The sequence below is a fragment of the Bradyrhizobium jicamae genome, from assembly GCF_018130695.1.
Classification (GTDB): domain Bacteria; phylum Pseudomonadota; class Alphaproteobacteria; order Rhizobiales; family Xanthobacteraceae; genus Bradyrhizobium; species Bradyrhizobium jicamae_B.
On the sequence record NZ_JAFCJX010000011.1, the window covers coordinates 108,756 to 130,095 of the forward strand.

At 64.7% G+C, this 21,340-nt stretch carries 22 protein-coding genes; 6 read left to right on the forward strand and 16 right to left on the reverse strand.

The genetic code is table 11. The features are described from left to right. The first annotated feature begins 2 nt into the window (after positions 1-2). The 4 genes from JQ604_RS17715 (at position 3) to JQ604_RS17730 (ending at position 2,127) form a co-directional block, all read left to right on the forward strand. Positions 3-632 (forward strand): glutathione binding-like protein, encoded by a 630-nt coding sequence (locus JQ604_RS17715; protein WP_212358875.1) that lies wholly within the window; start codon positions 3-5, stop codon positions 630-632. A 396-nt stretch (positions 633-1,028) separates the two neighbouring features. Then, the gene (locus tag JQ604_RS17720) at positions 1,029-1,451 is read left to right on the forward strand and encodes a phasin family protein (RefSeq protein WP_249158320.1); all 423 of its coding nucleotides are present in this window, start codon (positions 1,029-1,031) and stop codon (positions 1,449-1,451) included. Between the two features lie 229 nt (positions 1,452-1,680). Beyond that, complete coding sequence (locus JQ604_RS17725; RefSeq protein ID WP_212358879.1) at positions 1,681-1,893, forward strand: hypothetical protein; 213 nt, start codon at positions 1,681-1,683, stop codon at positions 1,891-1,893. A 45-nt stretch (positions 1,894-1,938) separates the two neighbouring features. After that, entirely contained in the window at positions 1,939-2,127 is a 189-nt protein-coding gene (locus JQ604_RS17730) for a hypothetical protein (protein ID WP_212358881.1), read from the forward strand. Positions 2,128-2,185: 58 nt separating this feature from the next. Here the strand turns inward: JQ604_RS17730 and JQ604_RS17735 are convergent, their stop codons facing one another. The 10 genes from JQ604_RS17735 to JQ604_RS17780 all read right to left on the reverse strand — a co-directional run bounded on the left by JQ604_RS17735 (position 2,186) and on the right by JQ604_RS17780 (position 13,448). After that, positions 2,186-2,941: a Crp/Fnr family transcriptional regulator gene (locus JQ604_RS17735; protein ID WP_212358883.1), complete on the reverse strand. Its 756-nt coding sequence runs from the start codon at positions 2,939-2,941 to the stop codon at positions 2,186-2,188. 220 nt (positions 2,942-3,161) lie between these two features. Continuing rightward, positions 3,162-4,646 (reverse strand): AMP nucleosidase, encoded by a 1,485-nt coding sequence (locus JQ604_RS17740; protein WP_212358885.1) that lies wholly within the window; start codon positions 4,644-4,646, stop codon positions 3,162-3,164. A 112-nt stretch (positions 4,647-4,758) separates the two neighbouring features. Then, entirely contained in the window at positions 4,759-5,505 is a 747-nt protein-coding gene (gene lepB / locus JQ604_RS17745) for a signal peptidase I (protein ID WP_212358887.1), read from the reverse strand. Between the two features lie 259 nt (positions 5,506-5,764). After that, positions 5,765-6,928 (reverse strand): tlde1 domain-containing protein, encoded by a 1,164-nt coding sequence (locus JQ604_RS17750; RefSeq protein WP_212359255.1) that lies wholly within the window; start codon positions 6,926-6,928, stop codon positions 5,765-5,767. A 455-nt stretch (positions 6,929-7,383) separates the two neighbouring features. Beyond that, positions 7,384-8,724: an RtcB family protein gene (locus JQ604_RS17755; RefSeq protein WP_212358889.1), complete on the reverse strand. Its 1,341-nt coding sequence runs from the start codon at positions 8,722-8,724 to the stop codon at positions 7,384-7,386. Between the two features lie 437 nt (positions 8,725-9,161). Next, a complete protein-coding gene (locus tag JQ604_RS17760; protein WP_212358891.1) occupies positions 9,162-9,857 on the reverse strand; it encodes a DUF899 family protein in 696 nt (231 codons plus the stop codon). Between the two features lie 74 nt (positions 9,858-9,931). Next, the gene (locus tag JQ604_RS17765) at positions 9,932-11,437 is read right to left on the reverse strand and encodes a glycosyltransferase family 39 protein (RefSeq protein ID WP_212358892.1); all 1,506 of its coding nucleotides are present in this window, start codon (positions 11,435-11,437) and stop codon (positions 9,932-9,934) included. Between the two features lie 7 nt (positions 11,438-11,444). After that, positions 11,445-12,578 (reverse strand): glycosyltransferase family 2 protein, encoded by a 1,134-nt coding sequence (locus JQ604_RS17770; protein WP_212358894.1) that lies wholly within the window; start codon positions 12,576-12,578, stop codon positions 11,445-11,447. Between the two features lie 246 nt (positions 12,579-12,824). Continuing rightward, entirely contained in the window at positions 12,825-13,025 is a 201-nt protein-coding gene (locus JQ604_RS17775) for a hypothetical protein (RefSeq protein ID WP_212358895.1), read from the reverse strand. Between the two features lie 72 nt (positions 13,026-13,097). Further along, the gene (locus tag JQ604_RS17780; RefSeq protein WP_212358898.1) at positions 13,098-13,448 is read right to left on the reverse strand and encodes a hypothetical protein; all 351 of its coding nucleotides are present in this window, start codon (positions 13,446-13,448) and stop codon (positions 13,098-13,100) included. A 130-nt stretch (positions 13,449-13,578) separates the two neighbouring features. On the opposite strand from JQ604_RS17780, the gene JQ604_RS17785 reads away from it, so the two are divergent. Beyond that, complete coding sequence (locus JQ604_RS17785) at positions 13,579-14,406, forward strand: DUF72 domain-containing protein (RefSeq protein ID WP_212359257.1); 828 nt, start codon at positions 13,579-13,581, stop codon at positions 14,404-14,406. Between the two features lie 62 nt (positions 14,407-14,468). On the opposite strand, the gene JQ604_RS17790 is transcribed toward JQ604_RS17785, so the two are convergent. After that, entirely contained in the window at positions 14,469-15,419 is a 951-nt protein-coding gene (locus tag JQ604_RS17790; protein ID WP_212358900.1) for a Bug family tripartite tricarboxylate transporter substrate binding protein, read from the reverse strand. A gap of 191 nt (positions 15,420-15,610) precedes the next feature. Between JQ604_RS17790 and JQ604_RS17795 the strand changes: the two genes are divergently transcribed. Further along, entirely contained in the window at positions 15,611-16,072 is a 462-nt protein-coding gene (locus JQ604_RS17795; protein ID WP_212358907.1) for a DUF488 domain-containing protein, read from the forward strand. On the opposite strand, the gene JQ604_RS17800 is transcribed toward JQ604_RS17795, so the two are convergent. The 5 genes from JQ604_RS17800 to JQ604_RS17820 all read right to left on the reverse strand — a co-directional run bounded on the left by JQ604_RS17800 (position 16,069) and on the right by JQ604_RS17820 (position 21,335). After that, on the reverse strand, positions 16,069-16,983 hold the full coding sequence (locus JQ604_RS17800) for a PhzF family phenazine biosynthesis protein (RefSeq protein WP_212358909.1): 915 nt from the start codon (positions 16,981-16,983) through the stop codon (positions 16,069-16,071). The two genes, JQ604_RS17795 and JQ604_RS17800, sit on opposite strands and share 4 nt — an antisense overlap. A gap of 118 nt (positions 16,984-17,101) precedes the next feature. Then, entirely contained in the window at positions 17,102-18,415 is a 1,314-nt protein-coding gene (locus tag JQ604_RS17805; protein WP_212358911.1) for an adenylate/guanylate cyclase domain-containing protein, read from the reverse strand. A 33-nt stretch (positions 18,416-18,448) separates the two neighbouring features. After that, the gene (locus JQ604_RS17810; RefSeq protein WP_212358913.1) at positions 18,449-19,612 is read right to left on the reverse strand and encodes an ABC transporter permease; all 1,164 of its coding nucleotides are present in this window, start codon (positions 19,610-19,612) and stop codon (positions 18,449-18,451) included. Then, the gene (locus JQ604_RS17815) at positions 19,609-20,562 is read right to left on the reverse strand and encodes an ABC transporter ATP-binding protein (protein WP_212358915.1); all 954 of its coding nucleotides are present in this window, start codon (positions 20,560-20,562) and stop codon (positions 19,609-19,611) included. The genes JQ604_RS17810 and JQ604_RS17815 overlap by 4 nt, the downstream gene beginning before the upstream one ends. Beyond that, entirely contained in the window at positions 20,559-21,335 is a 777-nt protein-coding gene (locus JQ604_RS17820) for an HlyD family secretion protein (RefSeq protein WP_433996258.1), read from the reverse strand. Before JQ604_RS17820 ends, JQ604_RS17815 begins: the two co-directional genes overlap by 4 nt. Positions 21,336-21,340 lie beyond the last annotated feature (5 nt).

Here is a 21,340-nt window from a genome sequence, read left to right on the forward strand (position 1 = left end):
CCATGCTGCAGCTGTATTTCTTTCCGATGGCCTGCTCGCTGTCGAGCCGCATCGCCTTGATGGAGGCCGGCATCGAGGCGCGCTATCACCTCGCCCATATCTGGACCAAGAAGGTCGTCGACGACGACAGCGATTTCCGCAGCGTGTCGTCGAAGGGCGCGGTCCCGGTCCTGGTGCTGGAGAACGGCGACCGCCTCACCGAGAGCGCCGCAGTGCTGCAATATATTGCCGACCTCAAGCCCGAGCTCGGCCTTGCCCCGCCGCCCGGTCATCCCGATCGCTACCGCCTGCAGGAATGGCTGAGTTTTGTCGGCGCCGAAATCCACAAGGCGTTCCTGTTTCCGACCTTCTGGTACAAGGATGACGCCGCGCTCGCCAAGCCGCGCGCCAGAATTGGACAGACCTTGTCGATCCCGGCTGCGCATCTCGCGACCAGGGAATTCTTGGTCGGCGACCGTTTCACTGTCGCGGATGCGCATCTCACCTGGACCTTGCTGCTGCTCCGCGCCGCCGGCGTCGATGTGGCACAATGGCCGCAGCTCGCGGACTATCTGTCCCGCATGCAGGCGCGGCCGCAGGTCAAGGCCGCGATCGGGATCGAGGCGGCCCTGCGCAAGACGCTCGCGGCGTGAGCGCGACAACCACGAACCGCTTCACGCTCCAGTCAAAGGTAGGGTCGCAACTTGCGGCGATGTCGGCACTTTTCGCAAAACCCGCGACGGGTTCTCAGCGCGACTGACGCGAATATTTTTTGCACAACCTTACGCTGAAAAAAGAATCGCCTGCTGCCCACGATATCCACGTTATACACAGAATGCCCGTAAACATACGTTGGTTTGAGTTGACATCTCAAAAATAATTTTCACGAGAGTCGCAAACCGAACCGACAGTCGTGCTCTTGTCCCGCACATTAGCGTCGGGACGGGCTGAAAACTCACCCAAAATCAAAACGGAAGCACGGAGCATCAGCTCTCGTGACGCGGACAAGCGTTGCGAGGAAGGCTTTCGCTCGCGAGGGAGACTGCACTTTGAGTGAAACTAAAACGAAAGTCACGGGCAACGGCGCCAGCACCAACGGAACGCAATCGTTTCCGTTTTCGAGGATTGCCATCCCTGGTGTGGTTGGCGATCTCGCCGAACGCAGTTTTGCCCGCGCGCAGGCGTTCAGCGAAGCGTATTCATCCAATGCGCAAGGCGCGGCCGACTACGGGCTCAAAGTGCTCGAGATTTCGCATGCCAACGCCGCCTCGGCGTTCGGCTTCTTCGTCGATCTCCTCGCCAGCAAGTCACCGACCGATGTCTTGAGCTTGTCCGCCGAGCACGCCCGCAAGAGTTTCGCCATGGCAACCGAACAGAACAGGGAATTGTGGGCGCTCGGCCAGAAGCTGGCCACCAACATGAGTGAGCCGGTCAAGAAGCAATTCGCCACGGTTCTCCAACAAGCCCGCTAGAAAAGCAGGCAGTCAATTCACGTCGAGGAAACGTTCGAGGAGGGATCCGGCCGGTTGGATACGCCCATGACGAGCATGCAGCCCCCACTGCCCGATGCTTGTCAAACGCCGCAGGTGCGCGCGATGCCCCCCAAGATAGCCGCACCAACACCAGGCGTACTCCAACCGGTCGGCGCTTTTTTTTCCAAAGAAAACAAACAATCAAAAGCAAGTATCGAGGGAGGCTCACATGGGTATGCTCATGGTCAAATGTCCGCGGACCGGAGACGCGATTCCCACCGGAATCCTGACGGATCGCGAGAGCTTCAGGCGTAGCGCGGTGTTTTTCTCGCGCACTAGTTGCCCGCTCTGCCACACCGACCACTCCTGGTTCGCGCGGGATGCCTGGGTCCACGAGCCGAGCATCCGCGTGCGGCGTCGCGGCGCCGCCGCGCCGGCCTGAACGTCGACGGAAAGGCCCTTTGATGATCGCGATGGAGGGGACGCCATGGCGCGCATGGAAATCACCACTGAAACATCCACCTGGCTGCTGCAGGCCAAGGATTTTCTCGACGAAGCACGTCGGCTGAAGCCAGGCCCGCAACGCAATGAATTGCGCGAGACCGCGAAGGTGCTGCGCGAGATTGCCAAGCTCGAGATGCAGGCCGGCAAGCCCGATCGGCGCCGGAGCCACTGATCGCGCCGAGGCGCGGTTGCAGCGTCGGTTTCGATCGCGCCCTCAAGCCCTTACCGCATCATGCTCGACATGTACGTTTGGTTATGGGCGCCGGGTGAAATCGGGCCTTGCGGCTCGCCAGGACCTCCTCGGCCTCGAAACGCATGACGCGGTGGCATTCGCACGCCGCCGCCGAAAGCCGCGCCCGGTCGATCTCGATCCGGCCGCGTTGCTCGGATCTGATCGCGCCGCGCGTGCGCAGATTGCGCATCAAGAGCGTCACCGTCGTGCGCCGCACCCCGAGGATTTGCGACAACGCGTGCTGGGTCAGCGGCAGCACGTCGCCGTCGACGCGGTCGCGCAGCTGGAGCAGCCAACGCGCCATGCGCGTCTCGACCGGGTGCAGTGCATTGCAGGCGGAGCCGAGTTCCAGCTGGATCAGCAACATCCTGATGTACTTCAGAACCGCCTGACGGATCGTCGGACTGCGGTCGAAAGCGGCCTGAAAGCGCGCCGCCGAGATCCGCGAGGCGGTGCCCGCAGCCCGGACGACTGCGGTCACGCCCAACGGTGACGACCCGAGCACCGCGAGACCGCCGAACGCCCCTTCGCGCCCGACCACGCCGGTCGCAACCGTGTGGCCATCCGCCATGTCGATCATCAGCAGGATCGCACCGCTATGCGGGAAGTAAACATAGTCGATCTCGTCGCCGGCGCGCGCCAGGACCACATCCTGCTCCAGAGCGATCGTCTCCAACTCCGGCCGCAACAGTTCGAGATCCGCTGCCGGCAATGTCGCAAGTAAGCGATTACCGGTTCCGCCGAAAGCACTCACTGGCGGGGACTCATCGTCAAACACACGCAACCAACACACTCCGACACGTTCAAAAAATCAGACTTCCAAACGCATTCTGCGGCAGTACTCTCTAAAGTTAGATGCAAATGCGCCGCCGGACGCAACAGCAAAATGCGCATGGTGGGGCCGTAGTAACGCGGCCCCAAGTTCCAGTTTCCCAACGCAAAATCGGCAAAGCGCGACAGCGTGACGACCGGAGCTACTGAAACGCAACTTCGGCAAAACTGCGCAACTTGCGCGAATGCAGCCGCTCGGATTCCTGCTGCTTCAACCGTTCGAGCGCCTTCAGGCCGATCTCCAGATGTTGCCCGACACGGCGCCGATAGAACTCGCTGGCCATGCCGGCGAGCTTGATCTCGCCGTGCAACGGCTTGTCGGAGACGCAGAGCAAGGTGCCGTAAGGCACGCGGAAGCGATAGCCGTTGGCGGCGATCGCGGCCGACTCCATGTCGAGCGCGATCGCGCGCGATTGCGACAGCCGCCTGATCACCGAGGGACCGCTGATCTCCCAATTGCGATTGTCGACGCTCGCCACCGTTCCGGTGCGCATCAGCCGCTTGAGCTCGAAGCCGGAGAGCCCGGTGACGTCGCCGACCGCCTCCTCCAGCGCAACCTGCATTTCAGCCAGCGCCGGGATCGGGACCCAGAGCGGCAGCTCGTGGTCGAGCACATGGTCCTCGCGGGCGTAACCATGGGCGAGCACGTAATCGCCGAGCCGCTGCGTGTTGCGCAGGCCGGCGCAATGGCCGATCATCAGCCAGGCATGCGGCCGCAGCACCGCGACGTGATCGGTGATGTTGCGCGCATTCGACGGCCCAATCCCGATATTGATCAGGGTGATGCCGCGATAGCCGGGCTCGACCAGATGAAACGCCGGCATCTGCGGCGCACGCTCCGGCGCGACCCCCGTGCTGCCGCCGCCTGCTTGCGCGTTGTGTGTGACCACATTGCCAGGCGCGACGAAGGCCTCGAGCCCCGGCTCGCCCGCCGCGAGGCGCTGCTGGCACGATTGCACGAAGGCGTCGACATAGAACTGGTAGTTGGTGAAGATCACGAAGTTCTGGAAGTGCTCGGGATCGGTGCCGGTGTAGTGATAGAGTCGGCGCAGGGAGTAATCGACCCGTGCGGCGCGGAACAGCGACAGCGGCTCGGGTGCGCCCGGCTTCAGCTCGAACGTGCCGTCCGCGATCGCATCGTCCATCGCCGACAGGTCGGGCGTATCGAACACGTCGCGCATCGAGCGCGTGAAGGCCGATGAGTCGGCGATCGTCAGCGCCGCCTCGATGTTCATGTCGCGCCGATAGGCGAAATGGATCGGGATCGGCTCGAGGGACTCGCCGATCTCGACGGGCACGCCGTGGTTCTTGATCAGGAGCCCGATCTGCTCGGTGAGATAGGTGCGGAAAATATCCGGCCGCGTGATGCTGGTCTCATGCACGCCGGGTCCCGCGACGAAGCCGTAAGCAAGGCGGGAATCCAGCCGCGCATGCGACGAGGTCGTGATCCGCACGAACGGATAATGCGCGCGCACGCGCGCCGTCGAAATCCCGCTGGTCACATAGGCTTCGAACCGATCGCGCAGGAACTGCGTATTGCGCTCATAGATCGCCTCGAGCCGGTCGACCGCCGCATCGGCATCGACGAAGGTTTCGGTTGCGATCGGCGGCGGCGTTTCGACGAGCATTGCGGGACACATTCGCTTGGCACCGGTTTGGTTGTCGGGCCAGGGACTCAAGGCCTGGATGGCCAGACTACAACAACCGTCGGCGATCCTGCCAGATCGCCTTCCCCGCCGCTCAACGAACCACCGTTCCGATGCGCTCGGATCGGGTCACCCCTGACGGCGATTTCGAGAAAAAGATCAGCCCGACACGCCCGATGACATTCTCGAGCGGGATGTAGCCCATCTGCGACAACACGCGGCTATCGACCGAATTGTCCCTGTTGTCGCCCAGCACGAAGAAATGGCCCGGCGGCACCGTGTAGACGTTTGTGTTGTCGTAGAAGCCGTTCGCGACGCAGTCGAGCGTCTCATAGCTCACGCCGTTCGGCAGAGTTTCGCGCCAACGCCGTGTGGCGGTTGCCGGGCCCGATCCGCAGGGATCGTTGCCGACGAAATCCTGCCCGCGCTCGCGCGCCACGGCCGTTCCGTTGATGTAGAGCTGTCCCTGCTTGACCTGGACGAGGTCGCCGGGCAAGCCAACCACGCGTTTGACGAAGTCGATACGATCGTCCTTGGGCGAGCGAAAGACCACCACGTCGCCGCGTTCCGGTGCCGATCCAAAGATGCGTCCCGAGAACAGATTGGGCGAAAACGGCAGGGAATAGTGGCTGTAGCCATAGCTGTACTTCGCGACGAAAAACATGTCGCCAACCTGCAAGGTCGGCGTCATCGAACCCGACGGCATGTTGAACGGATGAAACAGGAAGGTGCGAAACGGCAGCGGAGACAGGATGAGACCGGCAAGTACGATCAGCACGATCTTGCCCCAGGGCCTCCTCCGGCCCGCTTGCTGCGCTCCCGCTTGCTGTATCAGCGTCATGTCATGCCCGTATCCCTGCAACCCTGGGGTTCAGAATAGCCGAGATACCGCCCCGCGCAATCCGGCAGCGATGATCGGCGAGAGCATGCGAGCCCGCATCCAGGCCACGTCTGAAGGATGTCATCGCCCTTGACCGGGGCGACCCGGTACGCCGCGGCTCCCCGGCTCTATCGCTGGCGTCTCTGGAATACTGGATCAGCCGCGTGCGCGGGTGATGACGCCGTTGGGTTGTCAGGACGACGGTAGTGAGACCCTTCGCCTACTGAACCCTTGCGAGCACGGCGAGGCGGCGGATGCCCTTGTTGCGATAGGCGTCGAGGAATGCGTAATAGTCCTTGAACGAGACGCAACCGTTGGAATCGCCGTTCGGGCCGAGCATGAAGGTGTGTGCGAGCAGCCCGTTGCGATTGAAGATCTTGCCCTCGCCGCCGACCGGCGTCAGCCGCAGCGCCGGCACGCCGTGGAACAGCGCCTCGCGCGGCTTCAGCTCGTAGATGTGCGGCGGCGTGACGCCGACCATCTTCAGATGCGAGGAGCGCGGATCGTCGAGCCGGGAGCCGAGGCCGGAATGCGCTTCGAGCCTGGTGCCGTCGGGCAGATACACCGTCTTGGCGGAGATGTCGTAGACCGCGGTCTGGCGGTCATAGGGTGGCGAGCCGCCGAGCATCGGATCCTGATCGAGCGTCGAGGGGATACTGCCGGTGACGCTGGCGTCGGCCGAGGCGAACGACAGCAGCGACCCCGCCCCCTCGCGCTTGCCCCACAGCTTCTCGACCATGGTCTGCTTCTCGTTCGAAGCGATCGACATCACCGCGGCCTTGGCGCGCGCGGCCATGTCGCGAACCGTGACGCCGGACTTCGTCGCCGACTTGGCGTCAGGCGCCTTGTCGGCCGGTTTGGCTTCGGCGGGCCTGGTGTCAACCGCGGCCGCCGGCGTGTTGAGCGCGACCTGCAGATTGGCGGCCGCTTCCTTCTTCGCGGCGTCGACCGATTTCGGCGCAACGCTGGTCTTCGAGGCCTCGGCGACACGCGAGACCACAACGGGCTTGACAGCTTCTGCGACCTTCGGCGTATCCACGGGCTTGATGATTTGCGCGGGCGCGGCATCGGCGACGACGCGCGACGGCTCGCCCTGCGGGGCCGACGCCGCAAACCGATCGTTGAACATCAGCTCAGGCTGCGGCGCTTCCGGTTTCGCCGCCTGCTGCGGCTGCGCCGGCAGCGAGGCGAACACCTCGTTGAATGCGGGCGGCGCCAGCCGTGCGGCGACCGCGACCGGTCGCCTGGCCACTGGCGCCTCATAGGCGGCGCTGTTCACCGACGGATAGACGCTTGCAGCGAAGATGTTCGCATAGACCGTCCACGCGCAACCCAGCACGAGCCCCGCGATCGCGGCACTGCCGAGGAAATGCTGAGGAAGGATTTTCCGGGAAGACGTCTTGCGGACTGGTGCCCCAAGAACCAACGCACTCGCACTCGTACTCATACGCCCGCTCGAAACAGTTCCACCATGTCCCTCGCTCGATCTCGCGCCGAAAACACATCATCTCGGCGCCGCATCTCGCAGGGGTGCGGACGGCCATTAAGGCGGGTTTTAGTTAAATGCGGCTTAATTGCTTGCGATCCCTGCACCGCGGGAAGTGCCTGTGGCATGGGGCTTTTTTAAGATGAGTTCCGCGCGGAAATGCGGAATTTCTGTCCCATCATGGGACATTGACGCGCCTCCCGGCAGCGCGGAGAAATTCGTTTCCGATCACCCCGCAATCGCACGGGAGTTCCGCAAAATCTCTCTCCAGCAGGATTACGGGGACCGTGGGCGGCGAACGCTTCACGGCGCGGAGCGTCGATCAACGTTCCGCACCGGGCTGTTCGCCGCATTCAGTCCTTGAAGGGATCGAACTCGTTCCCACCGGCCATCACGACCGCGAACGGACGCAAGGTGTGCTGCACCTTGATCGTGCCGGCATGCTCGGCGATCACCTCGGGCAGCCTGCGATACGCCATCGGGCTTTCGTCGAGATCGGCGCCGATCAAGGTGACGCCGCGCGAGGCGAGCCAGGCGTCCATCTCGGCGCGCGTGAAGCGACGCTTGGCCTCCTTGCGGCCGAACAGGCGGCCGGCACCGTGCACGGTCGAGTACAGCGACGCCTTGGCGGCCTCGCTGTCGATCCCCTCCACGATCACGGCATCGTCGCCCATCGAACCGCCAATGAAGCCGCGCTGGCCCGGAAAGGCCGGCGTCGCGCCCTTGCGCACCACCCAGAGGTCCTTGCCGCCATGGTTCTCCCGCCACGCATAATTGTGGTGGTTGTGGACCATGTCGGTGACCGCGCCGCCGATGATCTTGCGCACGCGCTCGACCACCCACTCGCGGCCGGCATAGGAGTAGCGCCCGGCGAGTTGCATCGCCGCGATGTAGCGCCGCCCGATCTCGCTGTCCTCGTCGATCACGGCCGGCGGCACGTTCATGCCATCCTTGCCGCCTGCTGCCTTCAGATAGCGCGTCGCGCTGGTGTGGCCGAGACCACGGCTGCCGAAGTGCACGCCGATCCAGACCAGGCCGGCCTCGTCGCGCATCAGGTCGACATAGTGGTTGCCGGAGCCAACCGTGCCGAGTTGCGCGGTCGCCTTGTTCCGATACGCCTCCATGTCGGACTCGCGCCAGGCGTCGGCATCGTCGAACAGATCATGCTCGACGCGCTCCTCATTGGTGCGACCGATACCGAACGAGATCGCCTGGTGCACATCCCTGATGATGGTGCCGACCTTGCCCTCGATCTGGCTGAACGGCGTATCGAGACGCACGGCCATGTTGCCGCAGCCGATGTCGAAGCCGACGCCGGAGATGCTGATCTGCTTCTCATAGGCGATCACCCCGCCGACCGGCTGGGCATAGCCGAGATGGCCGTCGGCGCAGATCACGCCGGCCACGACATTGCCGACCGACATGCAGTTGCGCATCTGCGCGACGGTCGCGTCCTCGTGCTTGCCGAAGATCTTCAGCGGGCTGTTCTGATACGCGGCACCCTGCGGCTTGATCGCGACGTCGGCGGCCACGGCCTCCATGTCGCGCGCAAGCTTTTCCTTGCGCGCGGCATCGCGGAACAGGCACCAGGTCGGCATCGGCCGCTGTCCGGGGCGGTCGATCCTGGCGTCCGGATCGAGGCCGGCTTCGATCGCGAGCTCCCTCGCGCGGGTCTGATAGGGATCGGATCGCATGGGATCCTCCTTCACTGCAGTACACTCGGCTCCGGCCGCCAATTCAAGCGGCCGGCGATGACCTCCGTCAGACGCGACGGAGGCCGGTTTGGTGTTGCAGACAGGGAGACCTTCTGGAGATTTGGCGTGCCCCTTAAAGACACGTGACGGCGTCTCTCTCTGCCTGCGCGGCAGAGGGACACCCCGCTGCCGTTTACCGCGACGATGGGCGCGGGAGTATCGACGCAATCGCCGATGCTGCGCGCGCGACATTCCGTTCCCGCCGGACGACCGGCAGGACGGCATAGCGCGCGTGATCGGATTGGAGACGCAGCATCAATCTTCTCGTGGATCGGCAGAAGTGCGGGTTGAAATACAGCAATTCCCGGTTTTGTAAAGTGCAATGCCCGCAACGGGTGCGGCGGTCGCACCGTTCGACCGCCGACTTGAGTGAGCGATCAGTAGCTAAGCTTCGGATACCAGTCCTTGCCGCGTCCCTCCGGCGTCGTGTCCAGAATCGTCCAGAGCGGATCCAGGTCAGGCGCGCCGCGCGGGTCCTGGCCGGGGTCGACAGTACCCGCTCCCATCTCGCCGGCCCAGAAGTGGCGGATGGTCCCATCACGACGGGTGAACACGTTGTAGCCGGGCATATCGGCGTCGTCCTTGCTGACATAGTCGCGCGTGTAATCGCCGGACTGGTCGGAATAGATCCGGTGCCGCGTCCAGCCACGCGCGGTCTTCGCCTCGATCAGTCGGGCGATCGGCGAGCGCGCCACGAACACGAACGACATGCGCTGCTCGATGTCGGGCAGCTTCGCCGCCCAGGTGCTCATGAAGGAGGTGCACATTGGGCACGCCTTCTCGCGCTGCGGTCCGAACATGTAGCTGTAGATCACGAGCGTCGTCTTGCCGGCGAAGAGATCGGCCAGCGTTGCCTCGCCGGCCTCACCGATGAATTCGTAAGCACGAGTCACCTCGCCGCCCGGCGGCAACGCACGGCGCATCTCGGCGACGCGCTCGATGTGGCGGCGAAGCTCGATCTCTTCGGCGAGCAGGGCCTGGCGGGCGCGGCGATAGTCATCGCTTTCGTTGGGAACGCGCCTCGCGTTGGTCTTGGCGAGTTCGGTAGCGGGTTTCAGGCTGGAACCATTCATGGTGACCTCCCGTGCTAGGACGTGAGACTACAAGACGTTCCGGCATTGGGCGATCCGACACACCCCGCAACTTTTTACGGCTGTAGTTCCGGCGGCGGCGAGCGGTCGAAAATCTCGCCCTTCGGGCCTTCAAGCAGGTCGAGTGCGTAGGTTTCGATGACGAGCGGCCCGCGCATCCGCTTGGCCTCCGCAACCTTCTCAATACGACCGAACGTATCGCGCAGGGCCGGCGGCATACCCTGGTCGAGCTCGTGCACGTAGAGCAGCTTGCCGGCGAGCTGCGCGGCAGTCGGCTCCGCCATGTTGATCCAGCGAATGCGCTGGCTCGGCTGCGCGACGCAGGTGCCCTTCGGCAGATAGAAGGCGAGCCAGCTCGTGGTGCCATAATCCGGCGCCAGCACGCAGGTCGCGCCGATCCGCGCCCTCACCGCCTCGATCTCGCCGGCCAGTTCGCGCCAGCCGACGCCGACGCTGCGCACGGTGGCATCGCGCCGATAGCCCGACAGCGCGCCGGTGTTGGCCTGCACGATCAGCAGCGCAAACAGCATGACGCCGCCCGGCATCGCCCAACGCCGGCAGAAATCGATCAGGCGTTGCGCGCGTGGTCCCCATTGCACCAGCACCGCGGCCACTGCAGCCGCGACCGCAAAGCCCGGATAGACCGGTGCGAACCAGTTGGCCTCGACCCGCGCATGCAGGGAGTGCCAGACGAAATAGGCAACGATGGTCCAGACCATCGCATTGATCAGCACTCGCGCGCCCAACGCGCCGACCCGGCCCCGGTACAGCGCGGAGAGGCCCATCGCACCAAGGATGAACACCAGCGGCGTCGCAAAGGCGATCTGCGTCGGGATCAGCTCGGCGATAAAGGCGGGACGGAAATCCTCGATCCGCGCGCGGCCCATCTGCTTGATGAAGGACACCCAGTGGTGATCCGCGTTCCAGAGGATGACCGGTGCGAACAGGCCGAGCGCGACCAGCCCGCCGAGATAGAGCCAGGGCGACAGCAACCAGCGCCGCAGCTTTGGCACCACCGCGAGCCAGATCAGGATCGCAGGCCCGAAGAACAGCGCGGTGTATTTCGACAGCAGCGCAGCACCGGCGCTGGCGCCGACCGCGAGCCACCAGGCGCCGTTGCCGCTCTCCAGCACTTTCGCGAGCGAGAACAGCAGGAAGCTCGAAGCGACCAGCAGCGGCGCATCGGGCGTCACGATCATCGTGCCGACGGCGGCCATCAGCGTGACGTTGAGCAGGATGGTCGCGCTCGCCGCCACGCGACGGCCGCCGAACAGGATCGCGGCGGAGTGATAGATCGCCCAGCTCATCGGCAGCGCCAGCAGGATCGAGACCAGCCGCACACCGAGCGCGGTGTCGCCGGCGATCAGCGTGCCCGCGCGGATCACGAGGGCGACCATCGGCGGGTGGTCGTAATAGCCGCCGGCGAGCGCCTTCGACCACATCCAGTAATAGGCTTCGTCGAAGGTCAGCGGCGTCCAGGCCGCCGCCGCAAGCCGAACTGCGACCAGCACGCACACCGTCGCGACGGTGTTGAGGACCAGCCGCGCCTCGCCCGGATTCATGCGCGCGTCATCGCCTGCGCCAGACGAACAGTCCGGACATCGCGTAATTCCAGACCACGCCCATCAGCGCACCGGCCGCGCCCGCCAGCCACCAGATCGGCTCCTGGTCGTACACCGAGAAGGCGACGCCGACATTGGCGAGCAGGCCGACACTGCAGACCAGATAGAACAACAGCAAGCCGCGCAGGATCGCAAAACCCTTTAGCCGCTGGTCGCGGTAGGTCAGGAAGTTGTTGAGGATGAAATTGCTGGTCATCGCAACGATCGCGCCCGCGGCCTGCGCCTCCGGGAACGGCGCGTGGAAGATTTCCAGCGAGATGAAGAGCACGGCGAGATGCACCAGCAGGCCAAGCCCGCCGACCGCCGCGAACAGGATGAAGCGCAGCGTGATCAGGTCATTGGTCAGCTTCGCCAGCACCAGGCCGAGGAAGTCCAGCACGACCATCGAGTCGAGCTTGCTCTCGCCATGCTGACGCGCGCCGAAAGTGTAGGGAATTTCCACCGCGCGCAGCTTGCCCTGCGCCGTCGCGACGACGTCGAGCAGGATCTTGAAGCCCTGGGTCGAGAGCTGCGGGGCGAGCTGCTCGAAGCGGTCGCGGCGCAGCATGAAGAAACCGCTCATGGGATCGGCGATCTCGACCTTGAGCGCACGCCGCGCGATCTCGGTGGCAAACGCACTGCCGCCGGCGCGCTGCTTGTTGAAGCCCTCGGCCTTGTAGCCCTCGATGTAACGGCTGCCGACCACGAGCTCGGCCTCGCCGCTCTGCAGCAGCGAGACCATCTTCGGCAGCTGCGTCTCGTCGTGCTGCAGGTCGGCGTCGATCACCGCGGCATAGGGCGCGCTGGAGGCGAGGATGCCCTCGATGCAGGCGCCCGACAGGCCGCGCCGGCCGACGCGGCGGATGCAGCGCACCCGCTTGTCCTGCCGCGCCAGGCCGCGCACGACGTCCCAGGTGCCGTCGGGCGAATTGTCGTCGACGAAGATGACCTCCCAGGGGATGTCCTTCAGCGTCGCGTCGAGCCGGCGATACAGCACCGTGACGTTATCGCGCTCGTTGAAGGTCGGGACGACCACCGAAAGCTGCGGCAAACCTGTGGCCTGCGACGGGGTTTCGGGGCCCGGTTTGATGGTGTCGTTCATGAGGGCCAGCGTATAGCCGCAGCCTCCCGCGCTGCCAAGGCGGCAGGTTCCGATTCGCAGGCCGGAAACAGGGGGAAACCGGATAAAGGGGCCCGGAAATGCCAACGACCACGAACACTGGGCGCGCGTACATCCGGCGCAGCCAACTGTATCGTGGTCGTCCCAGCGCCGGAGCCTCTGAAGCTGCAACGTCGCCGTTGGTAGCTAAATAGGAACGCGCAACGCCTTCCGCAAGAGCCGGTCGGCCTAATTGTTCGGGACTTCCCGAATCACCGGTCCCCGTGGCGTTGGGGCGGGCGCGGGCTGGGCAGCCGGTGCCGGCTGCGCTGCGGCCGGCTGGGCGGGCTTGCCGATCTGGCTCGGCGACGGCCCATAGATGAACGCTGCCGCCAGCACGATCGCCGCGACGATCGCGCCCAACAAGCCCGCGACGGATTGAGAATTCATGCCGGTCGTCCCCTCGCCTCCGAGGCGGGATTGATATCAAGAATCGGCCGGCTGCAACAGCGGTTCCGCCCGTTACCTCGCCCGGCGCCGGACGAAGGCGGTCACGATGTCCTTTTGCGCAAGCTCGATGGCGCGGTTGGCGGTGGTCAGGTGCTTGTCGGCATCGTCTTTGGGATTTTGCAGCGACAGGAAATCGATCAGCGATACCCGGAAATTCTGCCGCTCGGAGGGACAGACGGTCGCGATCAGCGTGGTGAATTCCTGGTCCGACATCGCCTTGTTGGTATCGCGCGGATATTCGCGGGCAAGGCAATTCCAGTAGGCATCGCGGCCGCTGATCGCGAGCTTGTGCGCGTCCCCAACCTCGTCGGCGATCGCGGCCGAGGATGCGAGGGCCAGGACGGAAGCGAGCAGCATGCGCATGGTTGTTCTCCCTTTTTGAACATCCTAGCGCGGCGTGATGCACGCAACCAAGCGCATCGGCGCCAATCTGCCGAACTGGCCAATCACGATTATTTTGACTACTCTCCTTGCAGTTGTTCCCCTCCTCACGATGAGTTCGTTCGTGGCCAAAGCCCCCAAGACCAACGCAGGCAACATCTATATCGGCATCGGCGGCTGGACCTTCGAGCCGTGGCGCGGCGTGTTCTATCCGGACAAGCTCGCGCAATCGAAGGAGCTCGCCTACGCCGCGTCCAAGCTGACCTCGATCGAGATCAACGGCACCTATTACGGCTCGCAGAAGCCGGAGAGCTTTCGCAAATGGGCCAGTGAAGTCCCCGACGGATTCATCTTCTCGCTGAAGGGTCCGCGCTTCGCCACCAACCGCAAGGTGCTCGCCGAGGCCGGCGACTCCGTGAAGCGGTTCTACGATTCCGGCGTGCTGGAGTTGAAGGATCGGCTCGGCCCGGTGCTCTGGCAGTTCATGCCGACCAAGAAGTTCGACGGCGCCGATTTCGGCAAGTTTCTGGAGCTGCTGCCGAAGACACTCGACGGCCGCGCGCTACGCCACGTCGTCGAGGTCCGCCATGACAGCTTCTGCGTGCCGGAATTCATCGCGCTGATCCGCGAGTTCGAGACGCCCGTGGTGTTCGCCGAGCACGGCAAATATCCGGCCATCGCCGATGTCGCGAGCGACTTCGTCTATGCGCGGCTGCAGAAGGGCAATGACGAGCTGAAGACCTGCTATCCGCCAAAACAGCTCGACGCCTGGGCCAAGCGGCTGCAGGACTGGGCCGGCGGAAGCGAACCCGATGACCTGCCGCGCGTTGACAAGATCAAGCCGAAAAAGGCGCCGCGCGACGTGTTCGCCTATGTCATCCACGAGGGCAAGATCCGCGCGCCGGCCGGCGCGATGGAATTGATCGAACGGGTGAAGTGACGGCGGAGCACGGTCGGAACCGCGTCCGTCGCCCTGATCGATGAGTTGGATCGCGCCGCACGTCAATCCAGTTTGATCCCCGCTTCACGGATCAACCTTGTCCAGCTCTGGTGCTCGGACGCGACGAACGAAGCGAGCTTCTCGTCAGGGACGTCCCACACATCCCCGCCGCTTTTCTCGAACCGCGGTTTCAGATCGGGCAACGCGGCACGGATGTCCCGGCGCAGCTTCGCGATCACCTCCGGCGGGGTCCGGGCGGGCGCGAAAATCCCGAGCCAGGAATCGACGTCGAGGCCGGAGACGCCGGCCTCCGACATGGTCGGCACGTCGGGGGCGAGCGGACTTCGCTGCGACGACAGCACGGCGATGCCCCTCGCCTGCCCCGACTGCACATAGGGCAGCCCGGCGGCAACGGAGTCGAAAAACAGGTCGATGCGGCCGGCGAGCAGATCGGTGAATGCCGGCGGCGAGCCCTTGTAAGGGACCTCCTGCAGCTTCACGCCGGCGGCCTTCATGAAGGCCGCCGCAACCAGATGCTGACCGGTCCCAACACCGGCGGTCGCAACGCTGATGGAGCCGGGATTTGCCTTCGCAGCGGCGACGATGTCCTGCAGCCTGGCGTGCGGCAGGTCCTTGCGCGCGACCATCACATAGCCGAACTTGTAGACGACGGCGACCGGAACGAAATCCTTCAGCGGATCGTAGGCGAGCTTCGAATACAGCGCCGAATTGAACGCCATGTTGGAGAGCCCGCCGATCAGCAGCGTATAGCCGTCCGCCTCGCTCTGGGCTGCGGCCTGAGTCCCCACCACGGTGCCGGCGCCGGGTTTGTTCTCGACAAAAAAGCTCTGGCCGCTGCGCTTCGACAGCACCTCCGCCAATTGCCGTCCGACCAGATCGTAGCTTCCGCCGGGCGCAATCGGAACGATGATCTTCACCGGACGCTCCGGATAGGCCGGTTGCGCGAGCGCCAGCGTGATGCCGACGCCGAAAGCCGCGAACGCAACTGCCATCCTTGCCAGCAAATGCCCTGTCATTGCGTCCCCCCAAGCGACGGCGGCCTTCCGGATGAGCCGACCATGCGCCATGCCGAAGGGGTCGGCAACCACATGCCGGGCCGGATCGCCCGCATAACCTCGGCGGTTGTGGAAATGCGTTGCCGGCTGACATAGGCTCGACCGGAGTCCAGTTCCGGAATGTCAGCATGGCCAGAACCAAGACACTTTTCACCATCGGCTATGAGCAGACGCCGTCGAAGGCCGTGCTCGACGAGCTCGAGGACGCCGGCGTCAAGCTCCTGGTCGACGTCCGCGCCATCGCCTCCTCGCGCCGTCCCGGCTTCTCCAAGAGCCAGCTTGCCGCAGGGCTCGACGAGCGCGGCATCGCCTATCTGCATCTGCGCGGCCTCGGCACGCCCAAGACCGGCCGCGAGGCCGCGCGGAGCGGCAAGTACGACGTGCTGCACAGGATCTATTCGGCGCACCTGAAGACGGTTCAGGCCAGAGAGGAGCTCGACGAGCTCTCCGCGCTGGTGAAGAAATCCGGCCCGGTCTGCATCCTCTGCTACGAGCGCGACCACACCAATTGTCACCGGCAATGGATCGCGGAGATCATCCAGGACCGCGACGGCGTGAAGGTGAAGAATCTGGCCGCGCCGCAGGTCTAACCCTCCCCCTCCAGCTTGAACGTTCCCTCCATCATCTGCACGCAGGCCCCGCCGACATGCGCCGATACATTCGCGCCATTCTGCTTGCACACGCGCGTCAGCAGCAGGCTCGGACGGCCCATGTCAAAGCCCTGGCCGATCGTCAGCTTCAGTTCGCCATCGCGCTGCGGGTCGAGCTCGGCCAGCAGCGCGGCCGCCGCGACCGTGGCGCTGCCGGTGGCGGGGTCCTCGATCAGGCCGCTCGATCCCGGAAAAAACATCCGCGCCTGCAGATCGCAGGGCTTCTCCGCTGCAGGAACGTCGCGCGTGTAGAAATAGGCGGAGAAGGCGCCGTCCTTCGGGAAGAATCGGCTGAAGGCGGCAGCGTCGGGCTTGGCGCGGCGCACCGCATCGCGCGAGACGACCTCGAACACCAGGAACGGCGTGCCGACGCCGACGACTTGCGGCGCCTGACGATCCGTCTTGATCTCCTCCGGGCTCAGGGAGATCAGGGCTGCAACCTCGGCGGCGGACAACTGCGCCAGGCGCGACAGCGGCTGCGGCGCGGTCAGCTCGGTGGCCACGACCCTGCCTCCATCCCTGACGATGTCGACCGGCACCAGCCCGGCCTTCTCCTCGAAGCGCAGCTGCGGCTTTGGCTGCTTCGCGAGCGTCGCCAGCACGAAGGCGGTGCCGACATTGGGATGCCCGGCGAACGGAAGCTCGCGGACCGGCGTGAAGATGCGGACCTCCGCATCGTTCGCGGCATCCCGCGGCGGCAGCACGAAGGTGGTCTCGGAGTAGTTGAACTCGGTCGCGATCGACTGCATCTGCGCCGTCGTCAGTCCGCGTGCATCGAGCACGACGGCGAGCGGATTGCCGCCGAAGGCGCGGTCGGTGAAAACGTCGACGGTGATGTAGCGGCGCTGCATTGCTGTTGTCCTCGTGCTTGATCGAGCGAAGTGCGATCACTTTAACATGCTCGCGGTGACGCTCTTCAGAACACTCGGTGCAATCTCCCTCTTCGGAGCACTCAGTACAATCAAACCTCTATCCCAGCTCCCACACCGTCATCGGACGGTCGTAGCCGCGGACCGCGACCTCGCCGTGCGAGACCGCTTCGCCGCAGCCGTCGCCGAGCGCCTCGCGCACCGCTGACGAAATCAGCAGCTGCGAATTGAAATCCTTGTTCAGCGCCTCGAGCCGCGAGGCGAAATTCACGGTGTCGCCGATCACGGTGTATTCCTTGCGCCGGGGCGAGCCGATATTGCCGGCGACGACCTCGCCGATGTGGATGCCGATGCCGATGCGCAAAGGCCAGCTCGTCGCCTTGTTGGCGCGCTCATTGGCCTCCAGCATCTCGCGTGCGGCGGCGACTGCGTGCTGCGCAGAGTCCTTGGATTCAAAGGGCGCTCCGAACAGCGCGAGGAAGCCGTCGCCGAGAAATTTGTTCACGATGCCGCCGTGGCGATCGAGGATGTCGACCAGCACGGCGAAGGCGCCGTCGAGTCGATCCACCACCTCCTGCGGCGAGCGGGTGCGGGCGGTCGCGGTGAAGCTGCGGAAATCGACGAACATCACGGCGACGTGGCGGATGTCGCTGTGGGTCGACGCGCCTTCGGTCATCAAGCGCTCGACCACCTGCGGCGAGACGTGCTGGCCGAACAGATTGGTGATGCGGTCGCGCGCGGTCGCCGCCATGATGCTGGCGCCGAACTGGCGGCGCAGCTGCATGCCGACTGCGCCCGCCAACATGCCGCAGACCAGGATGATGACACTGCGCGCAGCGTGATAGAACAGCACCGGCTCGGGATCGACGCTGCCCGAGCGATGATAATACATCGCCATCCAGAACAGCTCGGCGGCCGCGACAAAGCCGGTGAAGGTCGAGAGCCAGAAATCCAGCCGCAGCGTCGAGGTGATGATGAAGATGAAATAGATAAGCGGCGCCACGAAGCCGAGCGCAGCGACCGAACCCATGTTGTCGATATGGATCGCCAGCGCCACCGTCGGCATCGAGGTCTCGATCAGCGCGCCGATGTAGCGCCGGACCACCGGCAGATCGCGCCCCTGCCGCATGTGCCGGGTGATCGCGCCATGCACCCACCATTCGAACAGGATGAACGGCACGATGACCGAGTAGAGATAGGACGGCTTGAGGTTGCCGTGCCACACGCGCATCATGGCCTCGGGATCGATGAAGTAGATGATCCAGACCATGACCCCGAGCACAGCGGCGGTGCCGATCAGCACCTTGATCCGCAGCAGCTCCGTGCTCATCACTTCCTGCATCAGCACATGCTGGAAGTCGGCCGTGACCGTTGCGTCCTGCGCCGTCTTTTCCCTGTCCACGATTCCAGCCATCGCTCCTGCCCCAGCCACTGCGATCATATTGCCTCAATCGAGTGTCCGGCGGAAGCGCGTCACGGCGATGGTCATGGCGAACAGCATCAGGGCGATCAGCGCCAATGTGTCATATTGCAGGTTCTGCACCACCGCGCCCTTCAGCATGATGGCGCGGACGATTCGAACGTAGTGGGTCAGCGGCAGGCCCTCGCCGATATATTGCGCCCAGACCGGCATGCCCATGAACGGGAACATGAAGCCGGAGAGCAGGATGCTCGGCAGGAAGAACATCATCGAGAGCTGCATCGCCTGCAGCTGGTTCTGCACGATGGTCGAGAAGGTGTAGCCGATCGACAGATTGGTGGTGATGAACAGCGTGGTCAGGAGCGCGAGCAGCGTCAGGCTGCCGAGGATGGGCACGCCGAACAGCAGCACGCCGATGCCGATGATCAGCGTCGCCTGGATGAAGCCGACCAGGACATAGGGGATGATCTTGCCGAACATGACCTCTACCGGCTTGATCGGCATCGACAGCAGGCTCTCCATCGTGCCGCGCTCGATCTCGCGTGTCACCGACAGCGCGGTGAAGATCAGCATGGTCATGGTCAGGATGGTGCCGACCAGGCCGGGCACGATGTTGAGCCGCGATTCCGCCGCCGGATTGTAGCGGGCATGCGTCCTGATCTCGAACGGCATCGACGGCGGATCGCCGGTATGCAGATCGTGGTCGAGTGCGGTCTGCACCAGCGGACCGAGCGCGCTGAGCGCAGATCCCGCGGCCACCGGATCGGTGGCGTCGGCCGCGACCAGCAGCGCCGGCTTGTCGCCGCGCCGGACCGCGCGCTCGAAGCCGCGGGGGATCTCGACGCCGAACAGCACCTTGCCGGATTGCAGCAGGTTGTCGAACTCCTCGACCGTGTGCACCTCGCGCGTGAAGCGGAAATAGGCGGTGTTCTCCATCGCCTTCAGGATCGAGCGGCCGAGATCGGAATCCTCCTGCATCAGCACCGCCGTCGGCAGATTGCGCGGCGTGGTGTTGATGGCGTAGCCGAACAAGGTGAGCTGCATGACCGGCAGCATGATGATCATGGCAAAGGAGACGCGGTCGCGGCGGAGCTGGATGAACTCCTTCACCAGCATCGCGTAAGAGCGCCGCCAGAAGCCGAATCTCGGCTCCCTCGCCTCGCTGTTGGGGATGGTGTCGGTTGCGCTCATTGGAAATTATCCTTGGAGCGATTCATCAGGTCGATAAACACGTCTTCGAGCGAGGGCTCACTCTCCTCGAAATGCCATCTGGGATTGCTGCGATAGGGCGCGATGGTCGCTTCCAGAGCCGCCTTGTCGCGGCCGGAGACGTGGAGGCTGGTGCCGAACGGCGCCACCATGTCGATGCCGGGCTTGCTGGTCAGTTCGTTCGACAGCCCGTTGAGATCTCCGGTGACCGTGTAGGTCGAGAGCGCCGAATGCGCGATCACCTCGTCCACCGTGCCGTGCGCCAGCAGATTGCCGTAGGCGATGTAGGCGATCTCGTGACAGCGCTCGGCCTCGTCCATGTAGTGGGTCGAGACCAGCACGGTGAGCCCGTCGGCGGCGAGCGCGTGGATCTCGTTCCAGAAATCGCGCCGCGCCTTGGGATCGACGCCGGCAGTCGGCTCGTCCAGTAGCAGCAATTGCGGATTGGGCAGCGTGCAGGCGCCGAGCGCCAGCCGTTGCTTCCAGCCGCCGGAGAGATTGCCGGCGAGTTGCTCCTCGCGGCCCTTCAGCCCGATCCGCGCGATCATCTCGCGCGCGGCCGCGACCGCATTCGGCAGGCCGTACAGCCGCGCGACGAATTCAAGGTTCTCCCGCACCGAGAGATCCTGGTACAGGCTGAAGCGCTGCGTCATGTAGCCGACCTTGCGCTTGATCTTGTCGGCGTCGCGCCGGATGTCGTAGCCGAGGCAAGTGCCCTCGCCGCTGTCGGGTGTCAGCAGGCCGCAGAGCATGCGGATGGTGGTGGTCTTGCCGCTGCCGTTGGGACCGAGGAAGCCGTAGATCGAGCCGCGCCTGACCTGCATTGAGAGGTCGCGCACCACCGGCCGGCCGCTGAACGACTTTGACAGGCCTTTCACCTCGATGGCGATGCCAGCAGAGTTGGTGTGCGAGTTGGTGTGCACGTCGGTCATTGCCGGTTCGCCACGGGCGTCTTGGCGTTGAGATAGACGCTGATCGGCTGGCCGACGCGCAAGACGTCGGGCCGGCTCGGCCGCGCCTGGATCAGGTAAACGAGCTTGTTGCGCTCATCGAGGCTGTAGATGACAGGCGGGGTGTACTCCGCCGTGGTCGCGATGAAATAGATCTTCGCCGTGAGATCGGCCGCGCAATTGTCGCAGGTGACCTTCACCTCGTCGCCGATCGCAAGCTTCGGCAGCTCGGCCTCGGGCACGAAGAAACGCAGCTTCATGTTGCCGGGCGGCATGATCGACAGCACCGGCCGCTTTTCCGGCACCATCTCGCCCTCGCGGAAATAGATCTGCTGGATCGTGCCGGCAACCGGCGCGAAGCCACTGCGGCGCGCCAGCCGGGTCTGCGAGGTGACGACGCGCGCCTCGGCCACCCGCAGCGCCGACACCGCGGAATCGAGGTTCGCCTGCGTGCCCGCGCCGGTGCCGCGCAGCGAGTTGGCGCGGTCAAAGGTCTGCTGCGCGTTGGCCAGCGTCGCGCTGTTCTGGTTGAGGTCGGCCTTCTGCAGGTCGTCGTCGACCGAATAGAGCTGGTCGCCGGTCTTGACCTCGTCGCCCTCGCGCACGTTGAGTTTTGTCACCCGGCCGGACTCGTCGGGGCTGACGAAGATCATGTCGGCCTCGACCCAGCCCTGGAAGCCGGGGTCCTTCTTCTGGTTGCAGCCGGCCAGAGCCGTCGCCGTCGTCAGCGCCAGCACCGCAAACAGCTTCGTCATTCGCG